This window comes from Spirochaetota bacterium (assembly GCA_038043445.1).
Classification (GTDB): domain Bacteria; phylum Spirochaetota; class Brachyspiria; order Brachyspirales; family JACRPF01; genus JBBTBY01.
In genome coordinates, this window is the sequence record JBBTBY010000118.1 from 37,462 (window position 1) to 52,480 (window position 15,019).

Annotated in this window: 14 protein-coding genes; 4 read left to right on the forward strand and 10 right to left on the reverse strand. The window is 53.5% G+C overall.

What is annotated here, in order from left to right; all coding sequences use genetic code 11:
• Nucleotides 1–72: 72 nt before the first annotated feature.
• From AABZ39_16220 to AABZ39_16240, 5 genes are all read right to left on the reverse strand, one after another.
• Nucleotides 73–1,128: an SGNH/GDSL hydrolase family protein gene (locus tag AABZ39_16220; protein ID MEK6796327.1), complete on the reverse strand. Its 1,056-nt coding sequence runs from the start codon at nucleotides 1,126–1,128 to the stop codon at nucleotides 73–75.
• Nucleotides 1,129–1,183: 55 nt separating this feature from the next.
• Nucleotides 1,184–2,191, reverse strand: a complete 1,008-nt coding sequence (locus AABZ39_16225) for a glycoside hydrolase family protein (GenBank protein MEK6796328.1) — start codon at nucleotides 2,189–2,191, stop codon at nucleotides 1,184–1,186.
• Between the two features lie 79 nt (nucleotides 2,192–2,270).
• Nucleotides 2,271–4,415 (reverse strand): endo-1,3-alpha-glucanase family glycosylhydrolase, encoded by a 2,145-nt coding sequence (locus AABZ39_16230; GenBank protein ID MEK6796329.1) that lies wholly within the window; start codon nucleotides 4,413–4,415, stop codon nucleotides 2,271–2,273.
• A 72-nt stretch (nucleotides 4,416–4,487) separates the two neighbouring features.
• Nucleotides 4,488–5,573, reverse strand: coding sequence for a hypothetical protein (locus AABZ39_16235; GenBank protein ID MEK6796330.1), 1,086 nt, complete (start codon nucleotides 5,571–5,573; stop codon nucleotides 4,488–4,490).
• Nucleotides 5,574–5,632: 59 nt separating this feature from the next.
• The gene (locus AABZ39_16240; GenBank protein ID MEK6796331.1) at nucleotides 5,633–6,694 is read right to left on the reverse strand and encodes a hypothetical protein; all 1,062 of its coding nucleotides are present in this window, start codon (nucleotides 6,692–6,694) and stop codon (nucleotides 5,633–5,635) included.
• A gap of 186 nt (nucleotides 6,695–6,880) precedes the next feature.
• Here AABZ39_16240 and AABZ39_16245 point away from each other — a divergent pair, with 186 nt between their 5' ends.
• On the forward strand, nucleotides 6,881–7,714 hold the full coding sequence (locus AABZ39_16245) for an AraC family transcriptional regulator (protein ID MEK6796332.1): 834 nt from the start codon (nucleotides 6,881–6,883) through the stop codon (nucleotides 7,712–7,714).
• 9 nt (nucleotides 7,715–7,723) lie between these two features.
• On the opposite strand, the gene AABZ39_16250 is transcribed toward AABZ39_16245, so the two are convergent.
• From AABZ39_16250 to AABZ39_16260, 3 genes are read right to left on the reverse strand one after another with little or no spacing between them, the layout of a single operon-like run.
• Complete coding sequence (locus tag AABZ39_16250; protein MEK6796333.1) at nucleotides 7,724–8,074, reverse strand: helix-turn-helix domain-containing protein; 351 nt, start codon at nucleotides 8,072–8,074, stop codon at nucleotides 7,724–7,726.
• Complete coding sequence (locus AABZ39_16255) at nucleotides 8,058–8,672, reverse strand: 7-carboxy-7-deazaguanine synthase QueE (GenBank protein ID MEK6796334.1); 615 nt, start codon at nucleotides 8,670–8,672, stop codon at nucleotides 8,058–8,060. Before AABZ39_16255 ends, AABZ39_16250 begins: the two co-directional genes overlap by 17 nt.
• 1 nt (nucleotide 8,673) lies before the next feature.
• Entirely contained in the window at nucleotides 8,674–9,894 is a 1,221-nt protein-coding gene (locus tag AABZ39_16260; GenBank protein MEK6796335.1) for a prolyl oligopeptidase family serine peptidase, read from the reverse strand.
• A 219-nt stretch (nucleotides 9,895–10,113) separates the two neighbouring features.
• On the opposite strand from AABZ39_16260, the gene pyrH reads away from it, so the two are divergent.
• Nucleotides 10,114–10,818 carry a UMP kinase gene (gene pyrH / locus AABZ39_16265; GenBank protein ID MEK6796336.1) on the forward strand — a complete coding sequence of 235 codons (705 nt, stop codon included), beginning with the start codon at nucleotides 10,114–10,116 and terminating at the stop codon, nucleotides 10,816–10,818.
• A 10-nt stretch (nucleotides 10,819–10,828) separates the two neighbouring features.
• Nucleotides 10,829–11,224 (forward strand): hypothetical protein, encoded by a 396-nt coding sequence (locus AABZ39_16270; GenBank protein ID MEK6796337.1) that lies wholly within the window; start codon nucleotides 10,829–10,831, stop codon nucleotides 11,222–11,224.
• Nucleotides 11,225–11,239: 15 nt separating this feature from the next.
• On the opposite strand, the gene AABZ39_16275 is transcribed toward AABZ39_16270, so the two are convergent.
• Nucleotides 11,240–13,495, reverse strand: coding sequence for an MFS transporter (locus AABZ39_16275; protein MEK6796338.1), 2,256 nt, complete (start codon nucleotides 13,493–13,495; stop codon nucleotides 11,240–11,242).
• Nucleotides 13,492–14,556, reverse strand: coding sequence for a DUF362 domain-containing protein (locus AABZ39_16280; protein ID MEK6796339.1), 1,065 nt, complete (start codon nucleotides 14,554–14,556; stop codon nucleotides 13,492–13,494). The genes AABZ39_16275 and AABZ39_16280 overlap by 4 nt, the downstream gene beginning before the upstream one ends.
• Before the next feature lie 163 nt (nucleotides 14,557–14,719).
• On the opposite strand from AABZ39_16280, the gene AABZ39_16285 reads away from it, so the two are divergent.
• On the forward strand, nucleotides 14,720–15,019 hold a 300-nt coding region (locus tag AABZ39_16285; protein MEK6796340.1), incomplete at its 3' end, for a GTPase.

Genomic DNA, 15,019 nt, shown 5'->3' on the forward strand with positions numbered 1-15,019 from the left:
AATTCGTCCATATTGTGGGCATATTCCGTAATTTCCGTTTGAAATAGATCGCGAAAATGCGCAAAATTGCAGTCAAGAACCGCAGCAGAGCAGATATGCGATCTTCACGTTCTCTTTCTTCGGAGCGATGAGCGCGATCGTTCGCCGTAGTACATTGTCAAACAACACGAACGAGAACGCCACACGCGCATAGTGCAGGCTCATTGCCGTCGATACCCGAAGCACTTCCTCGCCGTCCGACGAAATGACGATGTCCCCCCCGCCGCGTACGATCTCATAGTAAAGCCCGATACCGCCGGTGACGAGATCGATAGCAAGTCGTGAACCATCCGTCACAGGCGAGATAGTCGAGGAGAACCACCGTGAGGGCTGATGATCGAACCAGGTACCGATGAGCGAAGGGCTTGCCGGCGTCCATCCTTCGTGCGGGAGCAGCGTTGAGAGCTCGATCATGCGCGCATGTTCGTATCGGTTCTGCGTCATCGGCGCAGGGAATGCTTTCTCATCGTTGCGAGCACGGAACTTTTCTGTCAGTACGCCGGTAATGATATCCGCGTAGAGTCGATACCCGTCATCAGAGGGATGACATCCGTCGGTGAGGATGCGCTTCGTGTCAAGACCCGAGGCGACGCGCTTCATCACCTCGCCGGCGACATCGATATACGCAATACCGTAGTGCTCCGCGAGCGCGATATGCAGCGGGCGTGTGTTTGAGCCATAGTCCCATCCCGACCCGATAATGATCATTACAATCGCCATGGCGGGATTTGCGCGATGGAGTTTCCTGAGTATCCCTTCCATCGTTTCCATTGTATCTGGTACCGGTTTATCAGCACCGTCATTGACCGCGAATTCCACGAACGTGAGGTCCGGCGTGAATGGAAGCACATCGCGGTCCATCCTGAACACGCCGAGCTTCGACGGCGTACCGCCGATAGCAGCGTCGACGGACTTTATATGCGCACTCGGAAAGGTCTCTTCCATCCACCGCGTTACGAGCGCACGATACGAGGTCTTCAGCGGATCGCTCGCCGTCGCACCCCAAGTTATGGAGCCGCCAAGATAGGCGACGGTAAGACGGTCACCGTTCTTCAATCTGTCGAAAAAGTTCTTGAGCTCGCTACTCATGTTCTGAAAAATTTCCTACGGAGACAGAAGTTAGTTCGATCTCCATTCTCTGCTTTCATCTGATCTTGAACACAAAACCCGTAGCCAGTCCTGCGGTATCTCGGTTCACGAAGAGATAATCCGAGGCTCCCGAACCGTCCCGCAATATCAGGGGCGTTTCCAGCCGTCCGGGCTCGTTCCAATAGTGCGTGGGCCCATGGTGTCCCAGGGTCGGATCGCTCCAGTGAATCCCGTCATTGCTCTCAAAATACCAGCCTCCGTTTTCTTCCTCATCATAACCCATATCATGGACCAGCATGCAGTATCTGCCGTTCTCAATCCACACGTGGGGATCTTCCAGGCCTCTGAACGGTTTCCGAGACACCCGGCTCAACATGCGCGAGGAATCGACAACCGGACGATTCAGTTTCCGTACATACGGACCCTCTAATGTTTTGGAACACGCCAGCCCGGGGCTGTCGTGCAAACCTTGGTCGCGAAGCCGCGCTCCCGTGTAGTACAGCCAGTATTCGCCGTTGGTGGGATGTTTGAGAAAAGACGGATTGTCGCAGCGAAAGTAATCCCACGCATCCGGATCATCGGACGGCCCCAGTACCCGGTTCCCGCCGTTCGCATAGGTCCAATGCCACAGGTCATTTGAAAGGCACAATCCAATCCCCGCTCCACGGACGCGAATGAGTTCTGGAAGGCTTACATCTCCAATGCCATGGTAGAACAGCGCATATCCGTCATCAACCTTGTAGATTCTGGGATTGATCAAGCCATCACAGTCCCAGTATCCCGGCCCACGTCCCTTGATAACCGTTCCGTGCACAGTGTACGGGCCCGCAGGGTCGTCCGCTGTGGCATGCGCAATCTCTCCTTGCGCTTTCCATGTGTCGATATGCTCAGGGGTACGCGTGAAGAAGACGTGGATTTTATTGTCCGGGCCGTAGATCGGAGCGCAACACCACACGGCCCATCCGTCGGCACTCAAGTCCAGAATGCGGTTCAATGGCTCCAAGCGATTTGCAAACGGTCTGCCCGGTTGCATCGTAGTTCCTTCTTGGTTTGCTGTTTCCACGATCTTTTCCTTGTCTCTGTTGATTCGATTATTTCTTTTGCTTTTTTTATAATTCATCGATGCAAGGGAAAAATACCACTCAGTATGCCGCCATCGTGCCGACCATAGCTAAATTCTCGAACCGGATAGTATCCACAAGAGGTACATGCGATTTCACCGAGAAAACCGTCTTCACCCCCCGGACCACGGACGCCTCGGGAACTCCTGCTTCGAACCGCTCGGCGATGGTCACTTCACGGAAATCGCTCGAAACCGGATATGATCCTGAACGGACATACGACATTTTATTCGTTCCCGGCTCGGTCCGTTTCGAAGGAACATAGACGAGCCATTCATGCAGTCCGGCGGGAACCTGTTTCGATTCCCACGAGAGGCCACCGAGCGTAAGCGTAAGTTTTGCCGGAGATTTCAGTATCGTGACGACATGAAGGTAATCGCTCACCGGTGTAACGTGCCAGTCGGAGTCGTGGCCACGGCGAGTGCTCTCGGTGATCGTCGCATCAACGAGCTGGCGGTGATGGAACAGAAATATCTTTTCCTGCGCAGGGGCAGGTGCACTTCCGCCTTTAAGCCAGTCGGAAAAGTAGCGTATCATTTCCATAAGCGTTTTTCCGCGCAGATTGCATTCGCTCACCGCATGGTCCTCGCCAAAATCGTTCCATGTCTGTATCATGAGATGGTTCGCCTTATATGCGAGCGCTTTTCTCCATTGATCAATGAAGCGGCACAGGCCGAGCGTTTCCGCCATGTTCGGATTCCTATGCCCGCTGGTATAATAGGATGAATTGAGCGGCCACATGATAGGTTTGGCGTACTGCTTCTGCGCCGTATCCATCACGATGTCGCCGTTCATATCGCCCCAGCCGAGCCGTGCTCCCCAGAACGTTATGGTATTGAATACCGATCCCCAGCCCGACGGCTCAAGGTCGGCGGGTTCATAGTGGAACATGTCAAGGATGAAATAGAATGAATTCGTATTGCCCCATGCGTCGAAGAACGGTTTGAACTCATCCCATGTCCAAGCACCCATTTTTTCTTTCAGCGCGAGGCCGTAATTGAGCGGACATCCGAGGCCGATGACAAATTTATCACCGACCTTCATGAACGCGTTCGGGTATTCGTCCATGAGCGCTTTCACGCCTTGGCCGTAATTCGTTGCATAGTCGTACTTATTAGAGGGGTTGCCGACCGTCCATAGATCAGGGAATATTTTGACCGAATGCGACTCTGCGGCTTTCGCGAGGAGACGATAGGTCGGCGTGAATTTGCTCTGCGGGACATGATGTCCGGAAATGAGAATCCCGAGCGCGTCGATCCCCGCTTCCTTTGCATTATCCAGTTCAATCGTCATTCCCTGAACGCCGGAGTTGAGCTCTCCGACGATACGCTTAGAGAACCATGGGCGATACGTTTTATCTGTTTGCGGCCAATAATTCCAATCTTCAACAAGCTCGGTGTTGGTGCTTACCGCCGTTCCCGGCTCCTGGTCCTGCATGGGGAGAGATCCAAGCATAAAGCAGTGCATGGTACTCGCTACTACCATCGGTTTTTCCCGTGCGATGGGCTTTTTCATTCCTTCGGACATGGCATCCACTCCTGATAATTCAATATTCGCGATGAGAATGTCCGTGACCGGACGTGCGCCGAACCCGGTTTGCATATGTACGGATGCATATGCCCCGCCGAGAGAGAACGGCCCCCATCCGGTAAGCGGCAATGTCTGCGCAGTGCCGCCCTCCGGCTGTATCGTCAGCGAAGCGCCGCCGCTGCTAGGCGGGGGAAGCGTGAGTCTCAGGCGATACCATACGCCGCGCTTGAAATCGGTGACCGGCTTCGGATCGCCGCCAAACATGATCGTATCATTCCCGGTGAAAATAAGGGTGTCATTCGATCCTGTTTTATCAAACACGCGCAGAACAAATACGCCGTCCCCTCCACGATAGGTCGTTTCACTATTGATACACACATCGCAGGAGATAGTAATCTTTCCGCTGTCTGTGATCTTCCGTGCTATAAACGGCGAGGCGGCGGACCCTTCGGATACACGCATATGAACGGCTTGCGTGCTTTTTCCGAATGAGGTTACGGGCGCTGTCGCTATGCTGTTGTTCGCATCGCGTTTGCTCGCCGTCCAGCCGATGAAGCCGTCGAGGGCCTGTGCGTGAGCGGGCAATGCTCCTGTCGCAGAGAGTGCGAGCATCAATGCAATTACCTTTCCATTCATTCGGAACACTCTGTTGGTCTCCCTATGGGCATATCCAAATATTCTACTTTGCATTTTTTTCCTTCCTGTATTTCAACTGATTAGTGCTTCGAAATTAATCTGCGCTTCCTCAACCGTCGTGGCTCCAATGACGAACACAAAGCCTTCGCCGCCGAGTTCTTTTTTTACGCGTCGAGCGCCATTCGGTGTAGTATATATCTGGCAGAATTTATTTGCACGTCGAATCTTTCCAAGAACATCGAGCCATTGACTTGCGTCCGGTTGACCTGCGCCGGGTATCCACTGCACGCCCTTGAGCGTTGGTATGGATAGAACTGCGTCCAGATGAGGCAGCTGTCCCTTGCCATCGAGATGGTAGAATGGATCGCTGAGGTGCCCGCAAAGCGTATGCAATTCCGGCATGACAAACTCTTGAAACATGGCTGGCGAAATCATATACGAGAAGTCGCATTGCAGCATGTAGGTCGTTCCTTTGGAGAACATAGGCACCCATGAAGCCGTACCGCGGCAGTAATCTTTGATCTTCTGCGCTTCATCGTTGTAATTCCTGACCCATTCAGCAGTGATGGTGCGAGCTATTTGCTGTACACGTTCGGGGTCATCGTAAAAATCCGTGAGGAGATTTTCATTGCCGCGAATCGCTGAAAAAACATCCAAACCGCCGCCGACATCGGAATGTATTATCTGAACGCTGTCTCCCCATGTTCGAAGCGCGGCATCCAATATCGCATGCACACGTTTATACCAGAAACTATCCGTATTGACGCGCGCATCAATTTCAGTAAGTGATTTCGCCGTCGGCTCGAGCCAGACAGTATCATCGCTCACATGAAGCGATGCGCCCATATACATCGAAATACTGCCCGGACCGAATTCCATCATTCGACTCGGGAAAGCATCGCCGACCCATCTTATGCGCTCCATATGCTTACTTTCTATCGCGATTATTTCATCAGCGCTCATGCTCAAGGGGTATTGAGGGAAGAAGCGACGATGTTCCGCTACCGGCGGCGTTTTGGGATCGATCATTTGGGTAATGACCATCGGGCGTTTCTGTTCGCCGTTCCAGAAGCGAGTCCACTCACGCTCAACGCACTCCCATCGTTCTTCAGAGAATTCGATTTGCATCGAGGTGCTCTTTTTAACTGCTGATGTCATAATTTATCTCCAACCAATGCCAGCATTTAAGCAATTCATTGATAATTTTCCACCTGTCGCTATGTAGACCCGTAGAAATCATTGATCGCTTTAACTATCTGCGGATAGCTTTTCCTCCAAATACCCGGTGGGACGTTTTCCGATATCTGCAGCTGCAACATGCCGCTGTTATTGTCTTCTGTCAGGATACGTATGGCTTCATCATATATCTCTTTTTCGCTTCTCAGGTGCACCGATGATGGGAAATTTGTCCATAACCTCATCGATGGCCATGCAGCCCGCGCCTCAGCAATAGATGTATCGTTGTCGGGTTGCGGTGAAAATGAATCAATTCCTTTGACAGGCGAGTTGCCAATGATGTCCCTGAATGCTTTCAGATCGCCGTCCATGTGCACAAAAATGGGTAAGCGACCATCAAGATATTCGTTCAGCATCCCGTAGAATGGAATACAATGCTTGGTGAAAAGTTCTTTGCCTAGAATTGGAGCGGTAATGTTATCGGGGACGTTCACGAACGTGTTTATCGGAGCATGCGAAACAACTTTGAAAACATCACGTGCAATTCGCATCATTTCATCAAGACACAGCTCAATCTTTTCCGGAGAATCATATTGATGAAGAATAAGATTCTCAAATGACACCCATTCAACCCAGAGCTGTTGGAACGGGGTGCGTGGTAGCGTGGCAAATGCAATACCGTCAACACCGACAATGTTGTCGTCAGTTTGAAAGATATCGAAGCGATCCTGAACGACGCAATCATTCAGATATGAGCATGCTTTTTCATAATCATCGAGCGATTTGACAAAGTGCTCGGTCGTTGCCGCACTATGAAGAACAGGATCGAACATTTTGACTTGTGTAAGATGGCCCTCTGGCGTGCAAAGAACGGTTTGTTCTCCCCTGAGCCCGTCTTTTTCGACGGGATATTTTTGAACTGAACAATGCGGTGTAACAATTTCATGCACGCGCGACCAGACAATAATACCCATATTCGAACGACCGATTGACTCCCATATCTCACTGTTCGTTGCCGTAATGTTGCTATACTGAGCGAATGGGACGCGGTCATTATTGTCACCGCGCAACACCGACATCATTCTTTCTCTCATGGTTTGCATAGAGGATCCAATGTAGCAGAGTATTATGCCACGTAAACGAAAGATTTGCTTCCAGCGCGCCAGCGCAAATGCGATCCTTATCTGATTCAGACGCGAGATTACATACGGATGTCTGAATGGCTGTTAATAATATACTGGTTATCTGCCGGTTTGAGTATATTTTTTTCACATGATATAATTTCAAACATGCAGCGTATAACCTCGTGCACTTTTCAGGGACTTGGACTGCAGAAACTATTGCGAGTGCACCGGTTTGTTTCCGCAGCAGCGTACTCGCCGTTTAATGATAAAATCTATCGCAACTTTATTAACATTACCGCGGTTGTTCGCGGCACAAAACACTATATGGTTGCAGATCGGGCGATAAATCTTCGGGGCGGCGAGGCAACGGTAATACCCCCTGGAAAGCAGCTTTCCACAGGCGGACAGATAGACGGTAAAGGGATTCATATCATGATGGGCATCTATCCCCCCGGCGTACACAGAATGTGTGCTGATGCCGCCGTGTTGCTGAAAGGGCTTGACTATGATTCTCTCTCGCATATATCCGATGGTCGTGTGATTGTCGGGATTATTGAGCGGGTATTTGCTATCCATTCCAGTAAATCACCCGTCGTGATAAAAAAAGTCCTTGTCGTCAATGCGGTGCGCGAAATGCTTGCGCATCTGGCGGAGCTTTCGACATGCGCCCCGATCATGAATAGTTCAAATGAACTCGGTTCTGCTCTCGACTACATTCAGGCAAATATAGGCAAGAAGACTACCGCGAGGGAACTTGCTGACGAGCTCAATGTATCCCCTCAAACATTGCATCGAAAATTCATGCATGCCTTTGGCATGCCGCCAAACGAGTATATCCTCCGCATAAAGATCGAGAAGGCGAAGAAAATGCTTGCCCAAAGAAGTGTTTCGATTTTGTCATGCGCCTATCGGCTTGGCTTTTCCTCGGCACAATATTTCGCAACGGTTTTCAAGAGATACACCATGCAAAGCCCGAAAGCGTACCGGCGGAATGGATGAAAGTAGTTTTCATCTATGCGCACGCCGATATTCCATGGGGGACAGGCGATAGCGCTTTCTGAAGAATTTCAGGAAGTTCTGATACGATCCGTACCCGGTCTCGATGAGTATGCGGGTGATCGGTCTGCCGGTGACTTCGAGCAGATGCGCGGCACGCTCAAGACGATGCGACGAAACGAGATCGGTGAACGTTGCGCTGAATTCGCGCTTGAACTGCTGCAGGAACGATCGATAGGTCATATCGAAATCCTCAGCGGTGCTCTTCAGCCGTGACGAATCGTTAAGTGATTCTTGACGAATACCCGTACTCGTGCCTAAGTAAGGATAGAATATCAGTGAGCGTTCACGCGAACCGTGCATACTTATGCGTCTGTAGGCTCAATCGAAGCTCCGGATGCTCCTTCACGAGCGCGACGCAGAAATCGACAGCGCGTTTATCGATGACGTTCTTCCTCGCTTTCGGCTGCACATAGACGGGAAGCTTCTTTGCATACGGGAGTATCCCGCGGACGTCGGTCCTTTCATCAACGATGAATTTCATCTCCCGCACAAGCGGTGAACGCTTTACCTTCCCTTTCGGCGAATAAACGATGTGGTCGGCATTGGCAATGTTCTGAAAGCGGTAGCCGTTCGTCTCCACCGCGACGAACATACCGCTTCGTTTCAGCCGCGCTATGAGCGGGATAAGTTTCTGCATGGAGGGTTCGCCGCCGGTAAGGTACACCGCATGTGCCGGGTATTCCTTCACGATGGAAACGATCTCGTCGATGCTCATGCGCTTTCGTATGCGCCGATGCTTCGGCTCATCGCAGAAGGCGCAGGTGAGGTCGCAGCCGGAGAAACGTACGAACACCATCGGCCGTCCCGTGAGCGAGCCCTCGCCCTGCACGGAATAGAAAATATCGCTTACGAACAATGTGCCGGCATGCGTCGATGTACGTGCAGTACGGCGCTTCATATCATTTCACCCCGTACGATATTTTTCCGGTGCCTTTCTTAATGGAAACTTTCGACAGCGGTTGTGTCTTGAAAACGAATTCCACGGCAATCTCCCTGTCGGCGGCGACCGAGTACGAACTCAATACCTTCGCCGCATCGGCGGTCGTTTTGGGATTGCCCGCGGCGTAATAGAGATCGATGACTATTCCCTTAAGCCCCTTCGCGGTTATCGCCAGTGACGCGTCTGATATCGCCGTGGTGAATTCCCCGAGCGTGTTCTCCTTGGCAAGCCGCATGTACACATAATAGAACCATTTCGATTCATCGCAGACGATGGAAAGGTCCTTGAAATATCTCCAGGGCATGTCGCGATAGAGACATGTCTCGGCGCTGTTCTCGACGTATCGGAGCTTCTCGCATTCCCATTCGCTCGAGAAATTCGCCGGGCAATGCGATGCATTGACGAGCCAATTCACCGGCGCCTGAAAGCGATTGTATTTCTGCACCTCCGCCTGCATGCGCTCCGCGTTGGAGAACGGCACCACCGTATCTTCCGAACACGCCCACATGACGACGGGTATGGTCCGTGTGTTTCGCGCGAAGGTGAGCGATGATCGCCGCGCATAGTCGAACGGCACCGCTTCCGGCGTGCCGCCCATTTCCTTGACGAGGGCGGCTTTTGTCTTTTCATTGAGCATGAGCGATGAATTGCGGTAGAAATCCGCGAGGTCATAGATGCCCTGTCCGGAGCAGACTCCGGCGAAAATGTCGGGATATTTCGCGGCGAGAAGCATCGAGAGCATGCCGCCCATGGAGCGCCCGGCGAGATAGAGCCGTCGCCGGTCTATGTTCGTGTATTTCCCGAGCACTGTGTTAAGCGCGTCGATCGCATCATGCTGCGCCTCAAGCGATGAATACGATGTCTGCCCGCCCGTCGTGTTCTTCCCGTGAAGTTCCGGCGAGAGTATCATCCATTTGAGCTTGTCCGCCGCCTGATAGAACATGAGCCGCTTCGCTGTAAAGCGGTCGCCGCCGAGATAGTGCAGATGCATGAGGAGCGGCGGTTTTTCGGATTCGATGCCGCGCGGGAGATACACCGCTGCTTTCTGTTCGGTATTATCGATGGTATTCGTGAACGTGAACTCTATCTCCGTGCCGTCGAATATCTCGTAAGGCTTTTTCTGCGGGAATACAAGCGCCGCTGTGATGAGCATGAGAACGATGATGCGTTCGCGTTTCATGGGAACTCCTTGCGGTCGTGTCGGCACACGATGTGCGTCGTGTACAGTATAGTATGTCGATGTTCTACGTCAAGAAGAGGCGGGGTTGTCCGCGTAATCCGCGTCCATGTCCTTTACTTCTGTCTCTTTCCTTGATCTTCCCGCGGCACCTCCTGCCCGTGATTGCGAATCCCCCTGCCTGTGATACAATCACGCAAGTATCCGTATGCGGGGCATAGCATGTATAAACGCGTTCTTCTGAAACTCTCCGGCGAAGTACTCCTCGGCAGAAGCGATTACGGCATCGATGCCGCTGTCGTTAAGCGCATCGGCACCGAGATACGCGACGCTGTGTCAAAAGGCGTTGAGATAGCGCTTATTGTCGGAGGGGGGAATATCTTCCGCGGCGCCGAGGGCGTGAGCGAAACGGGCATGACGCGCGCTGTCGCCGACGGCATGGGCATGCTTGCCACCATGATGAACGCGCTTGCGCTCAAGGACGGCTTTCATCACCTCGACCTTCCCGCGGTCGTGCTTTCCGCGGTACCGATGGGAACGCTCGTCGATACGTTCCAGCGCGACCGGGCTATCGAGCATATGATGCAAAAGCGCGTCATCATCATACCCGGCGGCACATCGAACCCGTTCTTCACGACGGATACCGCGGCGGTGCTCCGCGCGCTTGAAACGGACTGCGAGATAATACTCAAGGGAACGAAGGTCGACGGCGTGTACAGCGCCGATCCGAAAAAAGACCCCTCCGCAACGCGATACGAAAAACTCTCGTTCGATGAAGCGATCACGAAGAACCTGCGCGTCATGGACCTTTCCGCGTTCGCCATGGCAAAGGATCATCGCATACCGATACGGGTTTTCAATATGCTGACGGCAGGCGCAATAACGAAAGCGCTTATCGGCGAGAACATCGGCACGCTCGTGTCATGACAGCGATCAAGTGAATATAACGGCCAAAATACTTACGATATCCGGCGGTGTGATCACACTGGGGTTCGGCGTATGGCATTATGCCGTTCCCGCGATGTATAAATGGTTCTCGTACATGCCGTCAATACCGGACGAGCTCAGGAACGGTATCACCGCAGCGAATTTCTTTTTATCGACAACGCTGACATTGCTCGGCGCCTATACGCTCGTGGTCGTCTTTACGCGATCTGAGAACATCAAGGTCCATCTGATAGTGATGAGCATCCTATGGCTTTCGCGTGTTGTGTATCAAATAGTGAAACCGCAAGGCACAATGATCCCCGGGCTGCCGATGATCCTTATCTGTGTGTTCAGCCTGACCGCGCTTTGTTTTATCATCCCATTGATAATGGTATGGGAAAAATAAGGACTCACGCTCCGGCTACTGTATCCGCGCGCGTATTGAAAGGTAACGGTTTATCTCGAGCAGGAGCAGAGCCGTTTCCGTATTGTTTATCTTCTGCCGCGATAAAAAGTAATCCACGAATTCACCTATCACCCTGTTGGGGCTGTGCACCGCACGCGCGATGATGGCATTGAGCTTTAGGCGGAACGGACGGAGCGTGTTCGCGGCACTGTCGCGCACGAACGCGGAAAGCTCACGCTCGAGCACGTTCACATCCGCCTTGAGCGCCGCATCACTTGATACCGTGTCCTGACGTCTGAGCAGTTGAAAAAGCCTGTGGACGTAGGTGATGAGCTTGTTGAGCCGCTCCTCTTCCGTGCCAAGCCCGGCGAAGGCGTAGAAATCATCGCGTATGCCCAGAAGCCGTGCTATCTGATAGAGCATATCGTTCCTCGCCACGGCCGATGTCATGGACGCGTATCGCTTAAGCGCTATCGGCAGCGCGTCGAGCATGCCGTATCGGGCGAGTATCTCAAGGTAGAGGATGATAAGTTCAGGCGTTCGTTCCTTCTGTAAACGCGAAAATGCCGTATCCCGCGACATGCTCCCGCCTGTAGCAGCGAGCGCATGCGCGGCCTCGGCGCGTACGACGGCATCATCGCTTTCGAGATTGTCCATGAGGAAGCGCTCGGTGTCGATGCCGGGGAAATACCGCATACCGCGGACGATATCGCATCGCTCGATGATGCATGCATCCTTGTAATGAGCGAAGAGCATGGTGCGTGCATCTGTGCTTTTCGTCCTCGCAAGGCCTTCAATGGCGGCGCGGCGCACTTCCAGGTCCATATCGCAGAGGAGCCTCGCGAGCGTGCTCACCGCCATGGGACTTTCCGCTCCGCCGATATCGTCGGCGAGCTTTTTCCGCGACGGGAAGTACGGCAGGAACGATGCAAGGAAAAGGCGATAGAGCGATCCGGCGAATTCCGGCCTGAACATCTCGGCGACCGGAACATCGGCCGTGTGCTCGCCTTCCCGATAATAGGGGAATACGATGAGCGCAATGACGATGCATACCGCGCTTATGCCGAATATCAGCGCGGTCGGCGGGAGAAAACCAAGCATCGGCATAGGATGCGCCTTGAAGATATCGATGAGAAGCCCGCCGATGACGGGTGCGCCGATGGCGGCAAGCGATGTTATCGCGGTGTATACGCCGAGATAGAGGGTGCGCTTTTCCGAGGGGGAAACGATGAGCGATGCGTTGAAGGCGGCGAGCGAAAGGCCGGTGTTGAAGAACGCGCTTACGAGGAGTGCCGCAAGCACGAACGGGAAATAGTTCGCGCGCGGGGCGATGATGCAGAGTACGGCGGGTATGACGAGCATAGCGAGCGTTATCTTCATCACCATGCGGTTGCCGATGATGTCGGAAAGTTTGCCGAAAAAGAGATATCCGAGTATGCCGCAGGCGGCAGCGGCGGCGGAGAGCACGCCGAAGGTATGATACGGTATCCGCAGATGCTCGAGGAAGTGAACGGCGTAGAAGGGGCCGGCGATGAGCAGTGAGAAATTCACGAACACGACAATGCCGGTAAAGGCGATGAAGTTCTTATCGCCGAACAATGTGCGGTACGCGGCAAGCGGCACATACGCACCGCCGTCCTTCGGCTTCGGTTCATACTGCACCAGTATCAGAATGAAACCGACGGCTGCTGTAACGATGCAGAGCGCGTAGATGAGCGTAAAACCTGCATTTCCCTTGAGATGTGTGAGAATGTATCCTGCCGCAAGCGAGCCGCCTATCGCCGCGGCGCTCGTAAGCGCATTGCGTACGGCAAAATAGCTTCCGCGGGTGCGCTCCGGTACGATATCGGCCATCCATGCGCCCCAGGGCGTTACCGAGAATGACATGACGACGGCGGAGATGGACATGAGAACGATGAAGAGGATGGTCCTCTGCTCCGGCGCAGCGAACACCCCCGCGAATACGGCGCTGATGAAAAGAAGACGACCGCCGAACGCGAACACGCCGACCATGAAGGTTCGGCTTTTCACGCGATGGGATGCGATATTCGTCAGCGGCTGCAGAAGCCCGACAAGGAAGGGGATGGCGGTGACAAAGCCGATGAGAAGATTGTTCGCATTGAGACCGGTGAGGAGAAGGCCGGTGAGCACGAAATTAGGCGCGAAAATGCCTCCGAGCGATATGCCCGCCGTTTGGATGAAGCCCTCGACAAGGGATATCCGCCGGCCGGACGCCATGCGGCGGCTTTCGATTATCTCCGCGCGTTTCATATCGTTCTCAATTCATATCCCCGGTTCCCCAAGCCCATGCGTTCGGCATGGATCATCTGTACGAGCGGGTCGAGCGCGGGGAACGCGAGTGCGGCAAGCGTTTTTCCCGACGACCGCTTCGTGAGATCAAGCGTCGCCATATCGATAGCCACCGGATCGCGCGAGGCGAGTATGCCGATGTCGGGGATGATGGGCTTTTCATCCTCGGATATGCAGTCGCAGTCCTTCGTCATGTTCGTAAGGAAGTTGCAATAGACGAGCTTTCCTTCCATGCCTTTGATGACGCCCGCGGCATGTTCGGCCATTTTTTTCTGAAGATCGGCGCTCGCACCGTCCCAGCGGAAGCCCACCGCGGAGAATGCGCATACCGTGATGCATTCTCCGCAGCCGATGCATATCGCTTCATCGATGCGCGCCTTGCCGTCATGAAGCGCGATGGCGTTAACCGGGCAATTGCGTATGCATGCCTCGCATGCGGTACACTCCTCGCGGTCGATATGCGGCTTGGACTTGGAATGCTGATTGAGCTTTCCTTTGCGTGACGAAAGCCCCATGCCGAGGTTCTTGAGCGCAGCGCCCAAGCCCGCGGCGAGATGGCCGGTCGCATGCGAGATAACTATCATCGCGTCGGGTGAAACGGCATCGGCGGCGATAGGCACTTTCCTGTAGTAGTCCCCGTTCACGTCCACTTCGCGTTCGAGATTACCGCGGAGTCCGTCCGACATGATGATGGGCGCGCCCACCGCCTCGTACGTGAAGCCGTGACTGTAGGCGAGTATGGTATGCGCGACCGCGTTCATACGCTGCGACTTATAGAGGACGCTCGTCTCGGTGAGATACGGCAGACCGCCGAGCGACTTGACATGATCGACGAATGCGCGAATATGCCTTGGTGCGACATGCGTCGTATTGCCCTCTTCGCCGAAATGCGTTTTCAGGGCGATGAGTGAACCTTTCGTGATAAGCGAACCGAGTTCAACCGCGCTTAAGAGGGCGCTTATTCTCGCCGTAACATCACCCCCGTCATGGGTACATGGTGTGAAGAATACCGGTGCCGGCATAGGGGACTCCTCTGGGTAAAGTATACTGCGTTCCCTTGCATCGTCAAGCAGCACGCGTGTTGCACGTGTGCATAGCGCAGCCCATACCATGCATTCAATACGGAAAATAATCGAATTTGACACAACTCGGATGCGTGGTATACTCTTTACCACGGAATAACACATGTATCGAATAGCTATCATCGGCCGGCCGAACGTGGGCAAATCCACGCTTTTCAACAAACTTGTCGGACGGCGCAAGTCCATCGTGGAGCCCACCCCGGGCGTCACACGCGATGTGAACCAGGAAGTGTTCACGATAAAGAAGCAGGCCGTCATGATATTCGACACCGGCGGATTGGTCGACCGGTCGAATGATGTGCTTAACAAGAAGGTTCAGGAGCGCGCGGTCGCGAAGGCCGAGTCGGCCGATCTTATCATCTTCATGGTCGATGTGAACGATTTTCATCCGGACGACGGCTTC

Bases quoted from the DNA above. Each gene is read 5' to 3' on its own strand.
- AABZ39_16220 (MEK6796327.1), bottom strand. From the start codon at position 1,128: ATGAGTAGCGAGCTCAAGAACTTTTTCGACAGATTGAAGAACGGTGAC.
- AABZ39_16230 (MEK6796329.1), bottom strand. From the start codon at position 4,415: ATGAATGGAAAGGTAATTGCATTGATGCTCGCACTCTCTGCGACAGGA.
- AABZ39_16235 (MEK6796330.1), bottom strand. From the start codon at position 5,573: ATGACATCAGCAGTTAAAAAGAGCACCTCGATGCAAATCGAATTCTCT.
- AABZ39_16240 (MEK6796331.1), bottom strand. From the start codon at position 6,694: ATGCAAACCATGAGAGAAAGAATGATGTCGGTGTTGCGCGGTGACAAT.
- AABZ39_16245 (MEK6796332.1), top strand. From the start codon at position 6,881: ATGCAGCGTATAACCTCGTGCACTTTTCAGGGACTTGGACTGCAGAAA.
- AABZ39_16250 (MEK6796333.1), bottom strand. From the start codon at position 8,074: ATGCACGGTTCGCGTGAACGCTCACTGATATTCTATCCTTACTTAGGC.
- AABZ39_16255 (MEK6796334.1), bottom strand. From the start codon at position 8,672: ATGAAGCGCCGTACTGCACGTACATCGACGCATGCCGGCACATTGTTC.
- AABZ39_16260 (MEK6796335.1), bottom strand. From the start codon at position 9,894: ATGAAACGCGAACGCATCATCGTTCTCATGCTCATCACAGCGGCGCTT.
- pyrH (MEK6796336.1), top strand. From the start codon at position 10,114: ATGTATAAACGCGTTCTTCTGAAACTCTCCGGCGAAGTACTCCTCGGC.
- AABZ39_16275 (MEK6796338.1), bottom strand. From the start codon at position 13,495: ATGAAACGCGCGGAGATAATCGAAAGCCGCCGCATGGCGTCCGGCCGG.
- AABZ39_16280 (MEK6796339.1), bottom strand. From the start codon at position 14,556: ATGCCGGCACCGGTATTCTTCACACCATGTACCCATGACGGGGGTGAT.